The 15,794-nt window shown below is 57.1% G+C and carries 13 protein-coding genes and 1 pseudogene; 2 read left to right on the top strand and 12 right to left on the bottom strand.

Going from position 1 to position 15,794, the window contains the following annotated elements; genetic code table 11:
- Nucleotides 1-1,029 precede the first annotated feature (1,029 nt).
- The 6 genes from ACVIGB_RS41635 to ACVIGB_RS41610 all read right to left on the bottom strand — a co-directional run bounded on the left by ACVIGB_RS41635 (nt 1,030) and on the right by ACVIGB_RS41610 (nt 2,947).
- A complete protein-coding gene (locus tag ACVIGB_RS41635) occupies nt 1,030-1,731 on the bottom strand; it encodes a c-type cytochrome (RefSeq protein ID WP_456718274.1) in 702 nt (233 codons plus the stop codon).
- Nucleotides 1,671-1,871 (bottom strand): hypothetical protein, encoded by a 201-nt coding sequence (locus ACVIGB_RS41630; RefSeq protein ID WP_456749302.1) that lies wholly within the window; start codon nt 1,869-1,871, stop codon nt 1,671-1,673. Before ACVIGB_RS41630 ends, ACVIGB_RS41635 begins: the two co-directional genes overlap by 61 nt.
- Nucleotides 1,852-2,091 carry a hypothetical protein gene (locus ACVIGB_RS41625; protein WP_456718275.1) on the bottom strand — a complete coding sequence of 80 codons (240 nt, stop codon included), beginning with the start codon at nt 2,089-2,091 and terminating at the stop codon, nt 1,852-1,854. Before ACVIGB_RS41625 ends, ACVIGB_RS41630 begins: the two co-directional genes overlap by 20 nt.
- Nucleotides 2,092-2,152: 61 nt before the next feature.
- On the bottom strand, nt 2,153-2,296 hold the full coding sequence (locus tag ACVIGB_RS41620) for a hypothetical protein (RefSeq protein WP_456718276.1): 144 nt from the start codon (nt 2,294-2,296) through the stop codon (nt 2,153-2,155).
- On the bottom strand, nt 2,293-2,502 hold the full coding sequence (locus ACVIGB_RS41615) for a GMC oxidoreductase (protein WP_456749398.1): 210 nt from the start codon (nt 2,500-2,502) through the stop codon (nt 2,293-2,295). The genes ACVIGB_RS41620 and ACVIGB_RS41615 overlap by 4 nt, the downstream gene beginning before the upstream one ends.
- Before the next feature lie 79 nt (nt 2,503-2,581).
- A complete protein-coding gene (locus ACVIGB_RS41610) occupies nt 2,582-2,947 on the bottom strand; it encodes a hypothetical protein (protein ID WP_456718278.1) in 366 nt (121 codons plus the stop codon).
- A 124-nt stretch (nt 2,948-3,071) separates the two neighbouring features.
- Between ACVIGB_RS41610 and ACVIGB_RS41605 the strand changes: the two are divergent.
- Nucleotides 3,072-4,018, top strand: a pseudogene (locus ACVIGB_RS41605) (IS630 family transposase).
- Here the strand turns inward: ACVIGB_RS41605 and ACVIGB_RS41600 are convergent.
- A complete protein-coding gene (locus ACVIGB_RS41600; RefSeq protein WP_456718279.1) occupies nt 4,003-4,335 on the bottom strand; it encodes a hypothetical protein in 333 nt (110 codons plus the stop codon). The pseudogene ACVIGB_RS41605 and the gene ACVIGB_RS41600 sit on opposite strands and share 16 nt — an antisense overlap.
- A gap of 308 nt (nt 4,336-4,643) precedes the next feature.
- Nucleotides 4,644-4,904: a hypothetical protein gene (locus ACVIGB_RS41595; RefSeq protein WP_456718280.1), complete on the bottom strand. Its 261-nt coding sequence runs from the start codon at nt 4,902-4,904 to the stop codon at nt 4,644-4,646.
- A 1,538-nt stretch (nt 4,905-6,442) separates the two neighbouring features.
- On the opposite strand from ACVIGB_RS41595, the gene ACVIGB_RS41590 reads away from it, so the two are divergent.
- A complete protein-coding gene (locus tag ACVIGB_RS41590; RefSeq protein ID WP_456718281.1) occupies nt 6,443-7,441 on the top strand; it encodes an ATP-grasp domain-containing protein in 999 nt (332 codons plus the stop codon).
- A 138-nt stretch (nt 7,442-7,579) separates the two neighbouring features.
- Here ACVIGB_RS41590 and ectB read toward each other — a convergent pair whose 3' ends face one another.
- From ectB to ACVIGB_RS41570, 4 genes are all read right to left on the bottom strand, one after another.
- The gene (gene ectB, locus ACVIGB_RS41585; protein ID WP_456724950.1) at nt 7,580-8,848 is read right to left on the bottom strand and encodes a diaminobutyrate--2-oxoglutarate transaminase; all 1,269 of its coding nucleotides are present in this window, start codon (nt 8,846-8,848) and stop codon (nt 7,580-7,582) included.
- A gap of 496 nt (nt 8,849-9,344) precedes the next feature.
- Nucleotides 9,345-10,622 carry an aminotransferase class I/II-fold pyridoxal phosphate-dependent enzyme gene (locus tag ACVIGB_RS41580; RefSeq protein ID WP_456718282.1) on the bottom strand — a complete coding sequence of 426 codons (1,278 nt, stop codon included), beginning with the start codon at nt 10,620-10,622 and terminating at the stop codon, nt 9,345-9,347.
- Nucleotides 10,623-11,269: 647 nt separating this feature from the next.
- A complete protein-coding gene (locus tag ACVIGB_RS41575; RefSeq protein ID WP_456724951.1) occupies nt 11,270-13,783 on the bottom strand; it encodes a CoA transferase in 2,514 nt (837 codons plus the stop codon).
- Between the two features lie 729 nt (nt 13,784-14,512).
- Entirely contained in the window at nt 14,513-15,784 is a 1,272-nt protein-coding gene (locus ACVIGB_RS41570) for a Coenzyme F420 hydrogenase/dehydrogenase, beta subunit C-terminal domain (protein WP_456718283.1), read from the bottom strand.
- Nucleotides 15,785-15,794: the final 10 nt, after the last annotated feature.

Raw genomic sequence — 15,794 nt, 5'->3', positions numbered from 1 at the left:
CGCGCAGCGGCCGTCTATGTAACGGAGAACGCCCAAGCCTTGGAAGCAGTAACAAAGCTTAGCAGCGACGTCAAAGCCGTGCGTCCATGTCAACAGCGCATCTATTCCGCACAGCGACTTCGTATCCTGGAAACCGGTATGCCAAGAAAAATGTAACACGGATAGCGCAAAGGCGCCGATCTATATTCCATCGGGCGCCGCTTTGGCCGACGGGAAATCGACGATGTCGAGGCCCGTCTTGATCGCAATATCGGAGGTTCTAAAATCCCGATCGCGTCACCCGAACTCACCGGATCGAGAGGCGATGCCGGAAAGTACTATTCAAGCTTACGGCCTAAAAGAGTACGAGGCCGTCAAGCCTCAATAGCAACTGCAGTTTGTCAAAGAGCTCGCCGACAGGTTTGAGACTGTAAGCTTTATCCTTCTTGCCCATGTTCGCTCGCTCGAACTGCAGGGCAAAACGGCGGGTGGACAGATGCACGTCTTCCGCTGAACGCAAAGCTGCGTCGCTGCGCGGCAGGACGTTTGATCCGTTCGGACTAACAGCAGAACGGGCAGACCGAGCGGAAATTCAACCTCTCGGAGACCTAACTCACACAGCTGGCTCGGAAACGCTCTAGGCGCGTTTAGATGCGGCATCCTCAAGCCCTAACTGACGAACTGAGCATAAACGGGCCCTCGCCGTGTACCATAGAGCAGCTGCGGCGCAAGAGCGCGACACAGACAAGTATCGAAAAGCCCGAAACCCGCATTCAACAGACGTATCAGCAGACCATTGGAATCCGACGCGAAGCTCGGCTAATCCAGTGCCGGATTGACGCCGGCTCTGTTCGGTCTATGCCTGCCCTTCCTGCATCACAAGGGGCTACCTGCGGCGTATCGGTCGTTTCTCACCGGGAAAAGCCCGATTTGTAGAGCTCACTTTGTCAACCCGCAAAGGAGAGCTCTCGGTTGTGACCGGTATGCCGACCGGCACGCTCGCAAGGACTATCTGCGCGTTTCGGTTCGCAAGCGGGCTCAGCACGTCTTTCATACGACGCGGACGGCCACTGCTGTCCACGCCAGAACGGCGATATTATCTATTCTCCTCCCATCGTCACTTTTCCATGCAATTGTCCCCTGGGTCTCAGGCGCCACAAGCGCCGCCGCGTTGCCCCAGGAATTGCGAACATAACTGACGACGGCTGCGATCTGATCATCGTTCAGGCGAAACCTCAGCGAGGGCATCGCCGGCGACGTCGCGGTCGCTGCAGCGCGACCGCCTGCTGTGATGATGCGGATCAGCGAGGGATCGTCTTGAGCTGCGATGACGCTGCCGGCGAGCCTGAGGAACGTATGCGCGATGCCGGCACCATCCGCGGTGCGGCACGCCGAACAAGTATCGGTATAGATCGCCTGCCCCACTGCCATCCGCCGATCAGAGCCCGGTATCGGCCGCGGCGCGGCCAGGCTGGCGGCAACACAGTCCTTCCGATAAGTCGCGATTGTCTTGAGATCCGTATCCGGCATCTTCGAGGTGGAGTACTCGACCATCGGACCACTGGCGAACGTTGTGGCGGTCTGGCATGTCTTCAAGTACAGCACGATGTCGTCAACCGACCATTTTCCGAGGCCTACACGACCGTCATTGGTAATGTTCGGTGCGGTCCAATTGTCGAACTTATTGCCTTCTAGATGTTGGCACGCCTTGGCTGCAGCGAAGCGTTGAACGGCGTGTGGCAGGCGCCGCAATGGCCAACACCCTCGACGAGATAGGCACCGCGGTTGAACTCATCAAAACACTTCGGGTCCGGAAGAAATCTGCCTGGCGTGAAGAACAGCGGATTCCAGCCGATCATAAAGCCCCGGATGCTAAAGGGAAATGGCAGCATGTTGCGATTTTCCTGGTTCGTGACCGGCTCCAGCGTGCGCAAAATACGCATACATCGCGTCGAGATCGGCGCGTGTGACCTTGGTGTAATAGGGATAGGGAAAGGCCGGAGAGAAATAGCCGCCGTCCGGCCGTCGCCCCTCATGCATGGCACGGGCAAAATAGTCCGCCGACCAGCCACCGATGCCGGTTGCGCTAGCGGGCGTGATGTTCGGCGCCATGATCGCGCCGAAGGGCGTCTCCAGCTTAAGCCCGCCCGCGAACGGCGCACCTCCGCTCGCGCTATGACAGCCCGCAGTTGCCGGCCGTCACCAACGCCTTGCCACGCGAGACAGCAACATAGTTGTCGAGATCGGCAGCAGCGCCGCCGCTTGCGAGCAACGGCAGTATCACAAGCAGCCGGGAAGCTACGCGCTTCATCCTCATGACACTCTCATCATTGTGCCAACGTGCGGCGACCTTAGGTAACGAAGGATCGCGTCCAGCGCCCAATAGGTTAGTGCGCCGACCGTGCCAGCCGGGTTGTATCCCGCATTCTGCGAAAATGTCGACGCGCCTATCACAAACAACTTCTGCACGTCCCACGACTGGAGATAACGGTTGAGAACCGAGGTGGAAGGATCGTTTCCCATCACAGCGCCGCCAGTGCTGTGCGCAGTCTGATACCACACGATCGACCAGGGACAGTTCAGGCGATTCACTTGCGTCTTGTTAGCACCCATAGCCTTGACGATCTCGTTGCAGCGATCGGGCCATCCAGTTTGCCATCTTGCGTTCGTTGTCGTGGTAAAGTCCTGATAGCGGCCGGCCCAGCGGATCCCTGTAGGTCGGATCGAGTCCCAGATAGTTATTGCGATAGCTCATCACGCTGCCCTGCGCGCCGACCCTGGCGGCCTTCTGATAGGTCTCATGTACGGCCCTCTTCCGGGCTTTGCGCCAAGTTGGCGCGCCAGGCGGTGTCGGATGATAGAGGATCGGTCTGGCTTTGGTATAGGCGCAGGTGATGCCAGCGCCGCCGACAAAGCCGTGCGACCCTCCATCGAAATTGTCAGCGTTGTCGTTGTCGAGGCAGGCCAAGCGCGCCGGCCGCAGCGAAGGGATTGAATCTAGAGCGTTTTCCCGACCGGAATGAATCGGTAGGGATTCCCAAAACGGCACGAGTCAGATTCAAGAGACATGCTGACGAAGGAGGTCAGCATGTATGACAAGGGCGCTTTCAGTTGATCTCCGCCAGAGGGTGGTGGCCGCGATTGACGGTGGCTTGTCCTGTCGATAGGCCGCGGAGCGTTTTGGTGTCAGTGCGGCCAGCGCGATCCGCTGGCGCAGTCGCCTCAAAGAAGTTGGCGACATAGTTCCTAAACGGCAGGGCGGTGACCGCAAATCCCAGCGCATCGAAGGACATGCACAATTGATTTTGGATGCGGTGACAGCGAAGCCGGATATCACGCTCGCCGAGTTGCGAGAATTGTTGAGGCGTCGCGGAATATCGGCCGGCATCGCGTCGCTCTGGCGTTTTTTCCAGCGCAGAAAGATCACGCTTAAAAAAAGACAGCGCACGCCGCCGAGCAAAGGCGTCGCGATATAAATGCCGCGCGTGAGGAGTGGTTCGGAGGGCAAATCGACCTCGACGCTGAGCGCCTCGTCTTTATCGATGAAACCAGCGCCAACACCAAAATGGCGCGGCTTTACGGGCGCTCACCACGCGGTGAGCGATGTCGTGCGGCTGTCCCACATGGACATTGGAAGACGACGACATTCACCGCTGGATTGCGTTCCAACGGTGTGATCGCGCCGCTTGTTCTGGACGGTCCGATGGACGGCGACGCTTTCCTGGCCTACGTCGAACAATTGCTCGCTCCATCGCTGCGGCCCGGCGATACCGTTATCATGGACAATTTGCCCGCTCATAAGGTCCATGGCGTTCGAGAGGCCATCCAGGCAGTCGGGGCAAGCCTGCTCTATCTCCCGCCCTACAGTCCGGACTTCAACCCGATCGAGATGGCCTTCTCTAAATTGAAGGCTCTGTTGCGTGCCGCCGCGGCACGCAACATGCCCGACCTCTGGCAAGCAATCGCCAGCGCTATCAAACGCTTCTCACCCGAGGAATGCCAAAATTATCTCGCCGCAGCTGGTCACGACGCAACGTGATCGGAAAATGCTCTAGCCTCATTGAAGAATCCGGTCGCACCAGAATTTGTCTGGTAAGCATAGTTGCGGCCGACCACGCCTTCATCCTTAGCGAAGTCGCACGGCTTGCTGATGCCCGACAGCAGCAACAGCCGAACATTGAAAAGGCTGAAGGCGCAAACGATCACGAGGTCGGCCGGTTGCTCCCAGTCCTCACCTTGCGCTTTGATATAGACGAGGCCGGTGGCGATCTTGCCGTCGCCGGAGAGATTAATCTTGATCACCTCGCATTCGGTGCGCGCCTCGAAGGTCGGCTGGCGGATCAGTGCCGGTAGCACGCAGGTCAGTGGCGAGGCTTTCGAATAATTGGGCGCAGCCGAAGCGCTCGCAGAAGCCGCAATAGGTGCAGCGCGCCATGGTGCAGCCGTGGGGATTGGTGTAGGCTACCGACATTGGGCTGCGGAAAGGGATGCAAGCCCCTGCCGGTTGCGGCCTTGGTGAACGCGCTTTGCGGGTAACCCTGCGTCATAGGCGGATTCGGGTATTGGTTCTCGCGTCGAGCTTCGATCGGGTTGCCGCTTGCTTGGATCTCGCCTTTCAGATTGCCGGCCTTGCCAGAGATGCCTAGTAGCTTCTCGAACTTGTCCTAATGGGATTCGAGATCGTCGTAGCTTACCGGCCAGTCCTGCATCTGATTTCTCTCCTGCAGGAACAGGTCCCGTGCGCCGGGCGCAGGGAAGGCGTCGCACAGCACGCCGTAGCGCGGCTCGTCGGGCGCGGTGCGGATATCGAAATCGGTGGCGGTATCGCGCCAGGGTCCGCGCTCGACCGCGACTCCCTCGAGCCCGGTGCATGCGAGTTCATAGGCTAGAACGGATCCGAACCAGCCAAGACCAACGATGGCCACATCCCTTGCGCGGAAGACGGCGAGCCATCAATGACGTCCCAGACAGCGGCGCCGAACTCGTCGGTGGGAATCAGGCGATCGACAAAGGCCTCAACGATTTCGACCTCCGTCGGTGTAAAAAACAGGTAGCCGCCGGGAACGACAGGAGTGACCGGATAGGCCTCGTTAGGCTGCCTGCCACGGCAACACCTTTGTGACGCGGCGCGCGCACATGCCCGACGTCGTGATTAGGAGCGCCGCAGTCGCAGAGCAGGCTCTTGCGCGCCGAGGCCCCGTGCGCAGGCTTTTCAACGAAGGCGGCATCGCCTCGCCCTGGCAGCGAACAATCATCTTTGTCTATCATTGTCTCTTCAGACGAGCCTTGTATATCAGGTGATCGAGCAGTGACGATTCGTTTCACCCCGGCGTGCGTCCTAGCGGAAGGCTCGCGGTTAAAATCCAAAAGACCGATGCGCGCGATAGTCGCGATAGTCGAATTGCAGCACGACACCGACGAGCGTCTCCGCCCCCTCTCCCAGCTGCACAAACTCTAGCGCACCAGCTCGCGCTTCGCGAACGAGCGTGCACGACGCCAGGCACTTCGTGCTCGTTAGTCAGGCTATGCCGATTCCGGCGATGCATGCCCGGCCGTCCTAATATGTGCTGACACTACGCAGTCGACTGTTTCAACTGGGATCTGCGGCCCGTAGGCAGTGCGCTTAGCGAAGATTGCAATAAGACGATGCGTTGGTCGTGGCAAGTTGAAACTAAGTTGTCGAGCATCATGCCATTCTCCTTTTACCTGCGGTTAGAGCAAGATTTGAGCCAGTGCGACGCGACGCAACCACGCCGGTTATACGGAGCGTACGGTCGCTTCGCCGCACTGATGGGCTATACACAACAGGCGGCCTTGTTTTTGCAGAAGCGGGCCTTCGGAGCTCTCGCGACATTCTCCCGCGGGGCGGGCGGATCAGAGCATTCGGCACGCGCGGTGTCCGTCGTAGATCGATCCGCCATCTGACACACCCGATCGCAACCAAATAGCTAGCGAGTTTGCACGCCGCGCGCACGCGTTCGCGGCCTCAGCCTGTTGCGCCCGACCACCGTTGTCGCGCAAATGATGGAAGCACAAAAATGCCACGGTATGATCTACTGGAGTTCAGCTCTCGAACCGTACCGACTTCATCGAATCGTCCATACGTCAATAGGGAATAGAGGACACGTTTGTGATCCGCGTCCGGTTTCAGACAGCGGCAACACTTTGTCAGATTCAAGTCCCAACCATTCTCTAGCTGATCGCGATTCAAAGCGAAATTGGCTCGTACGGAAGAGACACCCCTGGCATGGCGATTGCTATTTTGGCGAAGCGGCATTCAGCTATGTTGTAGTCAGCGCCTGAGTGTCACACCTACAGAGCACATCTCGCAAGTTGCGCCGCACTTTTAGTTTGGAGCAATTTACGAGACAAGATTGGTTACGTGATAGGGATGGCTGGTGGGCACGTTGAAGTTTGGCATCGACCAGCCAGTTCACTTTGCCTATCTGACCGGGAGATCGTGATGAGATTACTCATACTCACAAACAATCTCGATTGCTTAGGTGAAAACGATGCACCTTTAAGTAACGCGTTTCGTCGTTTCGGTTGCGAGGTCGTTCTGGGCGAGCTCAATTCGATTGCGGCAGACGACTATCGTTTTTTCACCAGAGGAGTGTTGGTACCGAAAGACGCCGGGCCGTATCAACCTGGCTCTGCGGCAGAGGGGATCCGAAACATCTACTTTCTTGACGAATGCCAATTGGTCTGGGTCATGAATCATCCCCAGGTTCGCGTGTCCCTCGATGTTTGGCAAATGCTGTGGCTTGCTTCCCAAAGCACCTCTTTTGTCAACAGCGTCGAAGGCCTCATGTTTCTCACGCCAAAACATGCATTGGGCCATGTCGTACCAAAGGCGAACCGGGCCCTTTCGTATATATCAAATGACTTCTCGCTCCTATGGGAGCATTATCGGCGGACCCCAGGCCAGTGGTGGGTGACCAAACCGCCAAATTCCACTTGCGGGCAAAACGTCTTTTTACTTCCTCCAGACGGACCAAACGTTCGAGCAATCCTCCAATGCCTGACAGGTAATACTGACGCACAAGAAGACAGTTATGGCGAGTTAGGTGGCTTCAAAGCTCAGTATGCTGTTCTTCAGCAGTTCATACCGGAAGTGGCTCAAGGCGAGAAGCGCGTCCTCGTTACCTGCGGGAAGGCCGTTGCTTGGCACGGTCGGCAAGGGCATCCAGACGACCACAGGTCGAATATAGTGTTAGGGGGAAAGCCCATTCCGGTCGACTTAAATGCTGATGAAATCGAACTCGCTGAGTCGATCGGTCAGAAGCTAATGGCGCATGGGATAAACTTTGCTGGGATAGACATGGCTTATCCGTATATTATTGAAATTAATCTTGTGAACCCGGGTGGGTTATATGATGCACAATTGGCTTCTGAGCCAGATCGTTCCGATGAAGTCGCGAAACTAGTCATAGCTCATTTCAAGAAGAACGGATCGTCGTGAGGTGGGGCCGCAGGGATCTGAAGCTCCGCCTCTTCTGGATCATTAAGGAAGTGATCAGGCAGCGCGGCTTTGCGCGGCCACAAACCACTTGCATAACCTTTTTTGATGAAGCCAGAACGTATTGTCTGCTCAATGCAATTAAACGGCGTTGGCCCTTAGTCCATCCAATGCTTCGGTCAAGGATTCCTCAAATATATCAAGGCCGTCATTTAATGTCTCATGATCGATGGTGAGAGCCGGCAAGAACTTTATGACCTGATCATTGCGTCCGCATCGCTCGACGATCAAGCCCTTCTCAAATGCCGTCCGCGCCGTAGTCTGCGCGATGTCAGCCATTTGGCAATCAAATCCCAGCGCCATGCCGCGCCCTCGGACATCGAAACTGTTTCCGTGCTTCGATGCAATGCCTTCAAGTCGGCGCCGCACCAGCTCTCCCATGCACTGAACTCCCTCCGAGAACCTTCGGCAGCGCCAATAGATATTTATTGCCGCGGTCGCTGATACAAGCGCGAGGTTGTTTCCCCGGAAGGTGCCGCTATGTTCTCCTGGCTCCCACCCATCGAGCCCCTCCTTGATTAACAGCATCGATAATGGCAGACCGTATCCACTCAGCGACTTCGACATCACAATGATATCTGGCGACAACTCTGCGAACTCGAAGCTAAAGAATTCGCCAGTGCGACCACAGCCCATTTGGATGTCGTCAATTATGAAAAGGGCGCCAGCATCTTTCGCAATGGTCTGAATCGATTGCAACCATTCCTTGCCGGCTACATTTATCCCCCCCTCGCCCTGCACAGTTTCAACGAGAATGGCAGCTGGACGATCGACGCCACTGCCCTCGTCCAGCAATAGCTTTCGCACGTAATCAACGGAATTATCAGCTGACCCCAGATAGCCATCATAGGGCATGAAAGTTGTGTTGGGCAAAGGCACACGGCTAGCGTTACGCCAGAATCGATTAGCGCTCGCGGCAGCCGCTCCCAAACTCAAGCCATGATACCCATTTGTGAAGGAAATGATGTTTTGACGACCTGTAACTTTTCGCGCGAGCTTTAAGGCTGCCTCGATCGCATTTGCACCCGTCGGTCCTGTAAATTGGAAACGGCAGGCCATTCTTCGCTCTCGAAGTATGACCGAGTCGAAAGTCTGCATAAATTCCAACTTTGCCGGAGTGGCCATGTCAATTCCATGAACCACGGCATCCGATGCTAGATAATCAACTATAGCTGCCTTGATCTGATGATTGTTGTGGCCATAATTTAGCGTTCCGGCACCAGAGAAAAAGTCGATGATCTTTCGACCATCCTCGGTCAACATAATAGAGCCGCGAGCTCGGTTGAAAAAGGCCGGGAACGAACGTGAGTATACGCGGACATTTGATTCTAGCGCTTCGAAGGCCTGCATACTGCGTGAATGGCCAATCATTCCAGCCATAGTCATCTCCGTCGTAAGTATCCGGCTCGGGAGCACCAGATTGCTGCGCAAAACTGCGAACCATCCGGGCGAGTTGGTGGGCCGTCATGTCGCCCAATGCTGCCCCCGGAGCGCAGCGCTTCCCACAATGGCGCCACCCATTTAGCCGAGAAGCGGATGCAACGAACCTACCAGTATCTGTAGTTCTCGAGATTTCGTAAATAGGCATCAAGAACTCTTCGCAGCGGATTCGGCTATGGAATCACAGTGACCTAACCGGCGAGCGCTCAGGCCTAGGATTTTGATTTCAAGAGCCTCGTTCCCGGGCTGGGACGGCGTTGGGGCACCGGAAACGGGAACAGGGAGTGTTTCATCCAATCAGAAGCGCGCCATCTCGTTGGTTTGACACCCAACAAGCGACTGGTGCGCATCAACCGACCACTATGTACTGACTTGCTTGACGGGTTCGTTCCCGGAAATCATCAACTTACCTCAAAGGGTATGGCTTTCCGGTTGTATCGGCTACTGTCTTCAAAATGCTATCGCACAGCCCTCTTATGTCGCGGACCTCATGATCCGCTGTAATGCACAGCCGAAGTCCCACTTTTTCTTGCTGCGCAGGAAGGAATGTCGCCGAAGTATAGAACCCGAGATCCAGAAGCCTTCTTGCGATTGTGATTGCATCGGCTTGCGATCTGATTGCAATCGTTCTGATTGGAAGTAAATTGCCTTGCTCAGCGGTTACAACGAGCCGGTCAAAAAGCTCGACGCGTTGCGCCAATCGCGCCTGGCGCTGCCCGAGTTCCAGCGAAAGGTGAATTTTGCACGACGCAAGCGCTGCCCCGATCGCCGCCAGGTTCGGAGCTACCGAAGATGCACAGGAAATCGAGTGCGGTCTAAACATCGGGTCATGCTCAGCCGCTCCAAGCATTAGAATTCCGCCCGATGCACCGAAGCCCTTGCCCAGTGATGCTGCTATGATGGTTCGTTCACCGAGTACGTGAGAAAACCTGGATCGCGCAAATCCCTCGCCTTGGTATCCACAGATTGATAGGCCGTCGCTATCATCGATGTACAGAAAGAGCCCATAGCGATCCTGGAGCCGACGTAGTTCCTTGACCGGCGCATTCTCGCCGATCGGATAAACACCATCACAAATATACGCGATCAGCGGATTTTCGCGACACAAGCGTTCAAGAGTATCGATATCGTTGTGCGCGATTGTTTCGACCCGGGTTTGATCGACCACCACGGTTCGATGATAGGCCGGCGACACGCGTGCGGAGTGATCTAACACGACGACCGGCTTCCTTCCGCCCGTCAATTGGCCCGAAGCGAGAATAGGGATCGCGATCAGATCAGCGAGCATCCCACTGGAGAACGCGAGCACGCGGGCGCAGAACATTTCGGACAGAGTTTCCTCAAGCTCGCCCAGAAGATCGAAACCGAATTGTGTTCGGGCGCCAGACCGATGTAATGATCGCAGCGCCTCGTTTGCCTCAATCGCCCCAGCGATGATCAGCGGATGGTTATCGAGCCCCAGGTAGGAATGCCGCACGAAATCAACAATGGCCCTTCGGCCGCCGCCGAGCAGACCGCTGCTCCAACCAACGTTGGTTAGATCGGTAGTATGTGCATGACTGACCATGTGGCGGGCCGCGTAGGCTGCATCGAAGTGCGGCTTGCGCTCAGTGATGCGGGCGGCATTCCGAAAGTAGTCGCCAGCCGTACAAGCATCAGGTGAACTAGGCCTGCGCCGTTCCATTTCATTCTCCGTCGCGTTTTGCATAAAAGTACGTCGACCGCTCGGCGAACGTGAGCCGAACCGGAAGTGCAAATTAGACCGGCAAGTCGACGCCTCCGTAGCCGAGCGTACTAAACCACTGGCTGCCTCACTTGGCAGCTACCGACTCAACTAGGGCATCCCGGATGGACCTCAATTCGTGCCGCTTGCGGCGAATGTCCGCCGTGGGAAGCTCAGGCTCGGATACACGATATGGCTTTGCCAAGCAGGATTGTTGCATAGCGTCCCTATCTCCACTCATTCGTTTTAAACCATCTCGTCCTGATTCTACCAAGCGGCTGGCCACAACCAAAAATATGACAAGTGAATGTAAGAGCCGCGCATCCGGCTTCATAAGCGACCCATACGGCATGAGCCCGTAACATGCCGCCGAGCTGCGTGAAGCACCTGCGCGTCTCTGACAGCAGAAGCCAGGGGAGATCCATGTCGAGCCAAGTCCCTTTGCTCATCGCCCCTACGGTTAAGGCCTCTTCGACGCTCGAAGCTTCGATCAGGAGCGATCACACAAAAATCAAAAAAGTGTCCAACCGCTTGCGTTGGGACCAAAAGCACAACTGGCAGAATGAGGTTTTCGATTTTGACACGCGAACACGTCATCTGTAGCCGCTTCAGCTAGGCAAATACTCCCGACTCCAGCTTTCACTTACCGCGCCCGCGGCAAGCAGGGCTTCTATTTCGGAGTCGGTGTATTGCAAATGTCGCAAGACCTGCCGCGTCGATGCACCGTATTTTTCCGCAGGTGATGGCGCATTAATCTTTCCGACGACGGAGCGGACCGCGTAAGGATCAACCTGGGTTATGGCGTGCCCGCTAGGATGGTCACGAGATGTCGAAAATGAGTAGCTGCCCTGTTCAGTCCCCGGAGCACCGTCAGCTTGCCTGGAATTCGCCGAACGAATGGCCTCGAAATCGTCACAGATTGCCACACCGATGTCTGCTGCATTAAATCTTTCAATCCATTGCTGAGCAGAGCCCTTCGCCATGACCTCTGCAAGGAAGGAGGTTCGATCCTCCTTCGGCACATCAGCAAGTCTTTCGAGTCCCTTAACCCGTGCAAAGCGAGGCAGGTCGCCCTCAGAGGCGCCGAGCAGAAGGCTGCCGCCGGAAGCCGTGACATAGAGACGCGTCAGGGCATCGTGGCCCTTGGCATCGGGACCAGCTGGCTCATCGAACTGCCCACGTCCTTCATAGTCATAGCAGAACGGCAATTGCGCGAGACCGGAGAGTGCAGACAGCGATGTCCGCGCTCGTCCCGCGCGGCCGGTTCTGGCCTTCTGATACAGCGCGACGGCGACGCCGAGAGCCGCGCCGAACCCGCACATCACGTCAATTGTACCGTCGTGTGCGTGGTCCTCAGGGGTATTCGCCGAGCCACCGAACCTCAGCATTATCCCAGTCGTCGCCTGCACCAGGTTGTCATAGCCAAGATAGTCGCTGCGCGGTCCGCGGCGGACACCACCAAAGCAGTCGAGTTGGGAGAAGATTGCATCCGGATTAAGCGATTGCAGACCTTTCAGATCGAGCCCCATGCGCTTGACTTGCTGGTCAGTCGCGTTCCAGATCACGACATCAGCGGATTTCACCAACCTGTCGAAGACCTCCCGGCCCCTGGCGGACCCGATGTCCACCAGAACAGAGCGCTTGCCGCACATGTGGATCACGCCGATCTTCACGGTGTTCGAGCAGTCGTATAGCGGGCTGGCCGGGTCGATCTTGATTACCTCCGCCCCGAAACGGGCCAGATAATATGCCGAATGCGGGCCAGCGATGACATTGCTCAAGTCGAGGACCCGTACGCCGTCGAGCCATCCCGCCGACGTCTCAACCAGTTGATCCGCCGGCCGCCAAGCAGGCATCGCCGACAGCGTCGCCACAGCTTGGTCGAAGGTGGCCCATTTCCGTGGCACCGGATTCAGCATCGCTTCCCCGCTTTCCTCCAGCCAGGCCACAGGGCCAGGCTGGATCATCCGCCCGCAGATTGGATCGTCGACCTCGATCATCAAGCCCGTACATTCTGCGTGATCGTCGCTGATCCATTCCTGCAGCCAGCGCTGCGGCGCGCCAGGGAACCGGCCTCTCCCGAAGATGCGCTCCCATTCCTTTGCGGTGCGGGTTAGGAAGACGGACTTCATCCGTTCCGCAATCTTGTCGGCCCAGTGTTTCGGCAAAGGATGGACACCAAGCGAGACGTCGGATCTCCATTCGCGAATCGGAAGATAGGTATCCATCTCCTCGGCAAGTCCCTCCGCCACGAGTTCGTCGTACAGTCCGAGAACCCGCAAACAGCGTTTGACATGATTCTTGTGGCTCATGCAGACGACATAGAACATGCGTCCGTCTTTGCATTTGTAATTGCGGCAAAATGGATCGAGCAATTCCTGGGAGGACTCGTAAGAAAGATTCATCGGCAAGTCCGCTTGCCGCCGGCGATCGATCTCGCGCTGGCGTCGGGACTTGTAGCGGAGCGGACAGTCGTCGATGCGGACCGAATTGTAGGCGAGGCCCTCCATGACCGCGCATGCAAGGGGCACCTCTATCTGGTCGCCAATCCCATGGCGCTCCCGGGCCTGGAGCGCCAGCACCGTGGCCGAAGCGGCCAGCATCGTGCCGTAAGCGGATGCCAGGGGCAGGGGCGAAAAGGACGGATTGACGCCCATCAACACGCGGTTCACGCCCATATTGGTGAATACTCCAGAGGCTGCCGCGATCACGGCTTCGAAGGCCCGCCAATCGCGACGGAGTTGATCATTGGAGGCAAAGCCCGGAAGGGACACGGTAATCAAATCGGGCCGCGCTTTGCGCAGGACCTCGAAGTCAATCCCGAGGCGGCTCAGCACCCCAGGGCGGAAATTCTCGATTACAATGTCCGCCTTTCCAATAAGTGCCTGTGCCTGAGATATCCCCTTCTCGGTTTTCAAGTCGATCGGAACGATTAGCTTGTTTCGATTGAGGGTCCCGTTGGCTGGGCTGTTCCAGAGGGGACCCGACGGAGGATCGATATGCACGACGGTGGCACCAAGATCGCCGAGGATCATCGCCACCGCCGGGCCGGCTATGTACTGGCCAAAGTCGACGACTTTAACGCCAAATAGAGGAAGTTTTGAACGACGCATAGCTATCATTTTGTCGGTTGGAAGGCGGGTCCTTTTGGGCGCGTCAAGCATGCCGAGGCCAGCGGCCTCGGGAACAAAGTATAAGCCCCCAGGCATTTTCGCTGAAGGTCGAACATGGACGACGAGCACCTTAGTCAAGTCGATACAGAGCGAGTAGTGCAGAACACGGTGCATACGCCGAGCTCGTGGCGAGTGATCGACACATCCTGATGAAAGACTGTTAGTCCTTTTTTGTGCGACGTTCATCACGTACTAGAAGGACGGCGTCCCAGCGCGTATGCTATTGCTGCATCTTGTTCTATCGAGATGCGCTGTGCTGCCAGTTAGTAATTATCGGTACATCAAACAAAAAGTTGAGACGACTGCCTACTCTGGTGAGGTAATCTGGCTTTGGATAAAAAACTTTGAGGGCGAAATCGGTTGCGATGCCGCCGTGAGGCCGACGATGTCGCCGGTCCAGTTTGATGAGTCTCGAGCGAGCGCTCATCGCGGCTGTAAGAAATCGTCTCACTTAGCCAAATGGTCGCAGCCCCTACAACTGAGACCGGCTGCACAGACAGCGGTGTACGGCGAGCTCTATGCAATATGTTGATCGATGCGGACATTCGTTACCGGAGGTCGCCAGCGGCACAAACGATCGGAAAGCGGATTGCGATCCACCCGCGAGCAACATCGAGCACATAGCAACCGAACGCGCCGGCGCGAGTTTGTGCATGCAGCTCACGGCTAGTCTCGCAGCTAGATCAGGTGCTCGCGGTTCTCCCCGGAGAGCACGCGCCTGACCGTCCCCGCAAATTGCTCGAAGACGCTGCGGAGTCCGGCACGCTTCAGTCCATCCTTTGTGCGGTAGCCCCGTGCCTTGATCGTCCTTTGGCCCATAAGCCGCATGGCGAACAATGCAGCGGAAGCGGCCGCCTTCCTGTGATGGTTGGTATGCATTTGTTCTATCTCCTCGACCGAAACCGGTGCAACCTCGAGGTATCCTGCGTCAATGGCCGCATGGAGCAACTCTGCGCCGGCAGGCGTGCGAACGACGGCCAGGTTCGTTCCAGGCGCTTCAGCGTGACAGGGCTTTCCGTTCCGGAGGATCCAGCCATCGGGCACAGAAATGTCAGCGACTTCGCCCACTCCATCGGGACAGATCTTGCAACGAAACTGGACTTCATAGCCGAATTTACCCATGTACCATGCGTCAGGGTAGGGCAGGTCGTAAACAGTCCCGTCGCGGGTCTGCAAACGCAGCGGACCGGGCCATCCCTCGCCGCGGTAGCGGTACAAGACGACGTCGGCCTCATCAACACCGTGGTGGCGCATAACCGCCTTAGCTATGTGTAGGGAGTGAACTCCGCCACAGAAGTTGGTCACCATGTACGAGATCAGCCGCTCGACCCGCGGATCGACACGTCCAAGAGCACGAACGGCAGAGATGTCGCAAGGTTTGCCGACGACAGCAAAGCACTTACCGTCTTCGAGCAGCCGGTGCACATGGACAAGAGGCGACGACGGGCCATAGCGAGACTGAGCGCCGCCGAGCACTTCGTCCGGCGTCCTCGAGATAGTGGATATCGTCAACCATGGCCTTCGATCGTCGGCGCGGACATGCAAGATCGCATGGACGCGGCCACTGGCAAGGAGATATCGGCCGAGCGCGGTCAATGTGCCGCCCGCGGCTCCCTTGTGACGGACAATCGGTTCGCTCGACCAGGACCTATGTATCTCACGCATAGGTCCAAATACGGGGTGAAGGTCGCTTCCTTGAGGCCTGCCGGGCCCCTGGACCGATACGCCCGGGCAGGCAGCCAAGATCTGGTTGCTTTTGCCGGCTGTTACTTCGCTGCGGACGAGCGGCCGCATATTGCCTTCGATATTGATGCCCATCGATATCGCAGGCCCGGCGATACTCGCGCAGAGGCCACAGCCTGTACAGAGGCCGGCGCTCACCACATCCTCGACGTCTCGCGCAGCAGAGGCGAAGAGCTTTCGCTTATGGCACAACTGCTTGCGGCCCATTGGCTTCCTC

It is taken from the genome of Bradyrhizobium sp. USDA 4341 (genome assembly GCF_054063755.1).
Note: the sequence above shows the minus strand (reverse complement) of the source record. Positions and strands in the feature narration are given on the sequence as shown.

What these genes read in the sequence shown, in the direction of transcription:
- ACVIGB_RS41630 (WP_456749302.1), bottom strand. Translation starts at nt 1,871, where the DNA reads ATGCTGCCATTTCCCTTTAGCATCCGGGGCTTTATGATCGGCTGGAAT.
- ACVIGB_RS41625 (WP_456718275.1), bottom strand. Translation starts at nt 2,091, where the DNA reads ATGGCGCCGAACATCACGCCCGCTAGCGCAACCGGCATCGGTGGCTGG.
- ACVIGB_RS41620 (WP_456718276.1), bottom strand. Translation starts at nt 2,296, where the DNA reads ATGAGGATGAAGCGCGTAGCTTCCCGGCTGCTTGTGATACTGCCGTTG.
- ACVIGB_RS41615 (WP_456749398.1), bottom strand. Translation starts at nt 2,502, where the DNA reads ATGGGAAACGATCCTTCCACCTCGGTTCTCAACCGTTATCTCCAGTCG.
- ACVIGB_RS41590 (WP_456718281.1), top strand. Translation starts at nt 6,443, where the DNA reads ATGAGATTACTCATACTCACAAACAATCTCGATTGCTTAGGTGAAAAC.
- ectB (WP_456724950.1), bottom strand. Translation starts at nt 8,848, where the DNA reads ATGCAGGCCTTCGAAGCGCTAGAATCAAATGTCCGCGTATACTCACGT.
- ACVIGB_RS41580 (WP_456718282.1), bottom strand. Translation starts at nt 10,622, where the DNA reads ATGGAACGGCGCAGGCCTAGTTCACCTGATGCTTGTACGGCTGGCGAC.
- ACVIGB_RS41575 (WP_456724951.1), bottom strand. Translation starts at nt 13,783, where the DNA reads ATGATAGCTATGCGTCGTTCAAAACTTCCTCTATTTGGCGTTAAAGTC.
- ACVIGB_RS41570 (WP_456718283.1), bottom strand. Translation starts at nt 15,784, where the DNA reads ATGGGCCGCAAGCAGTTGTGCCATAAGCGAAAGCTCTTCGCCTCTGCT.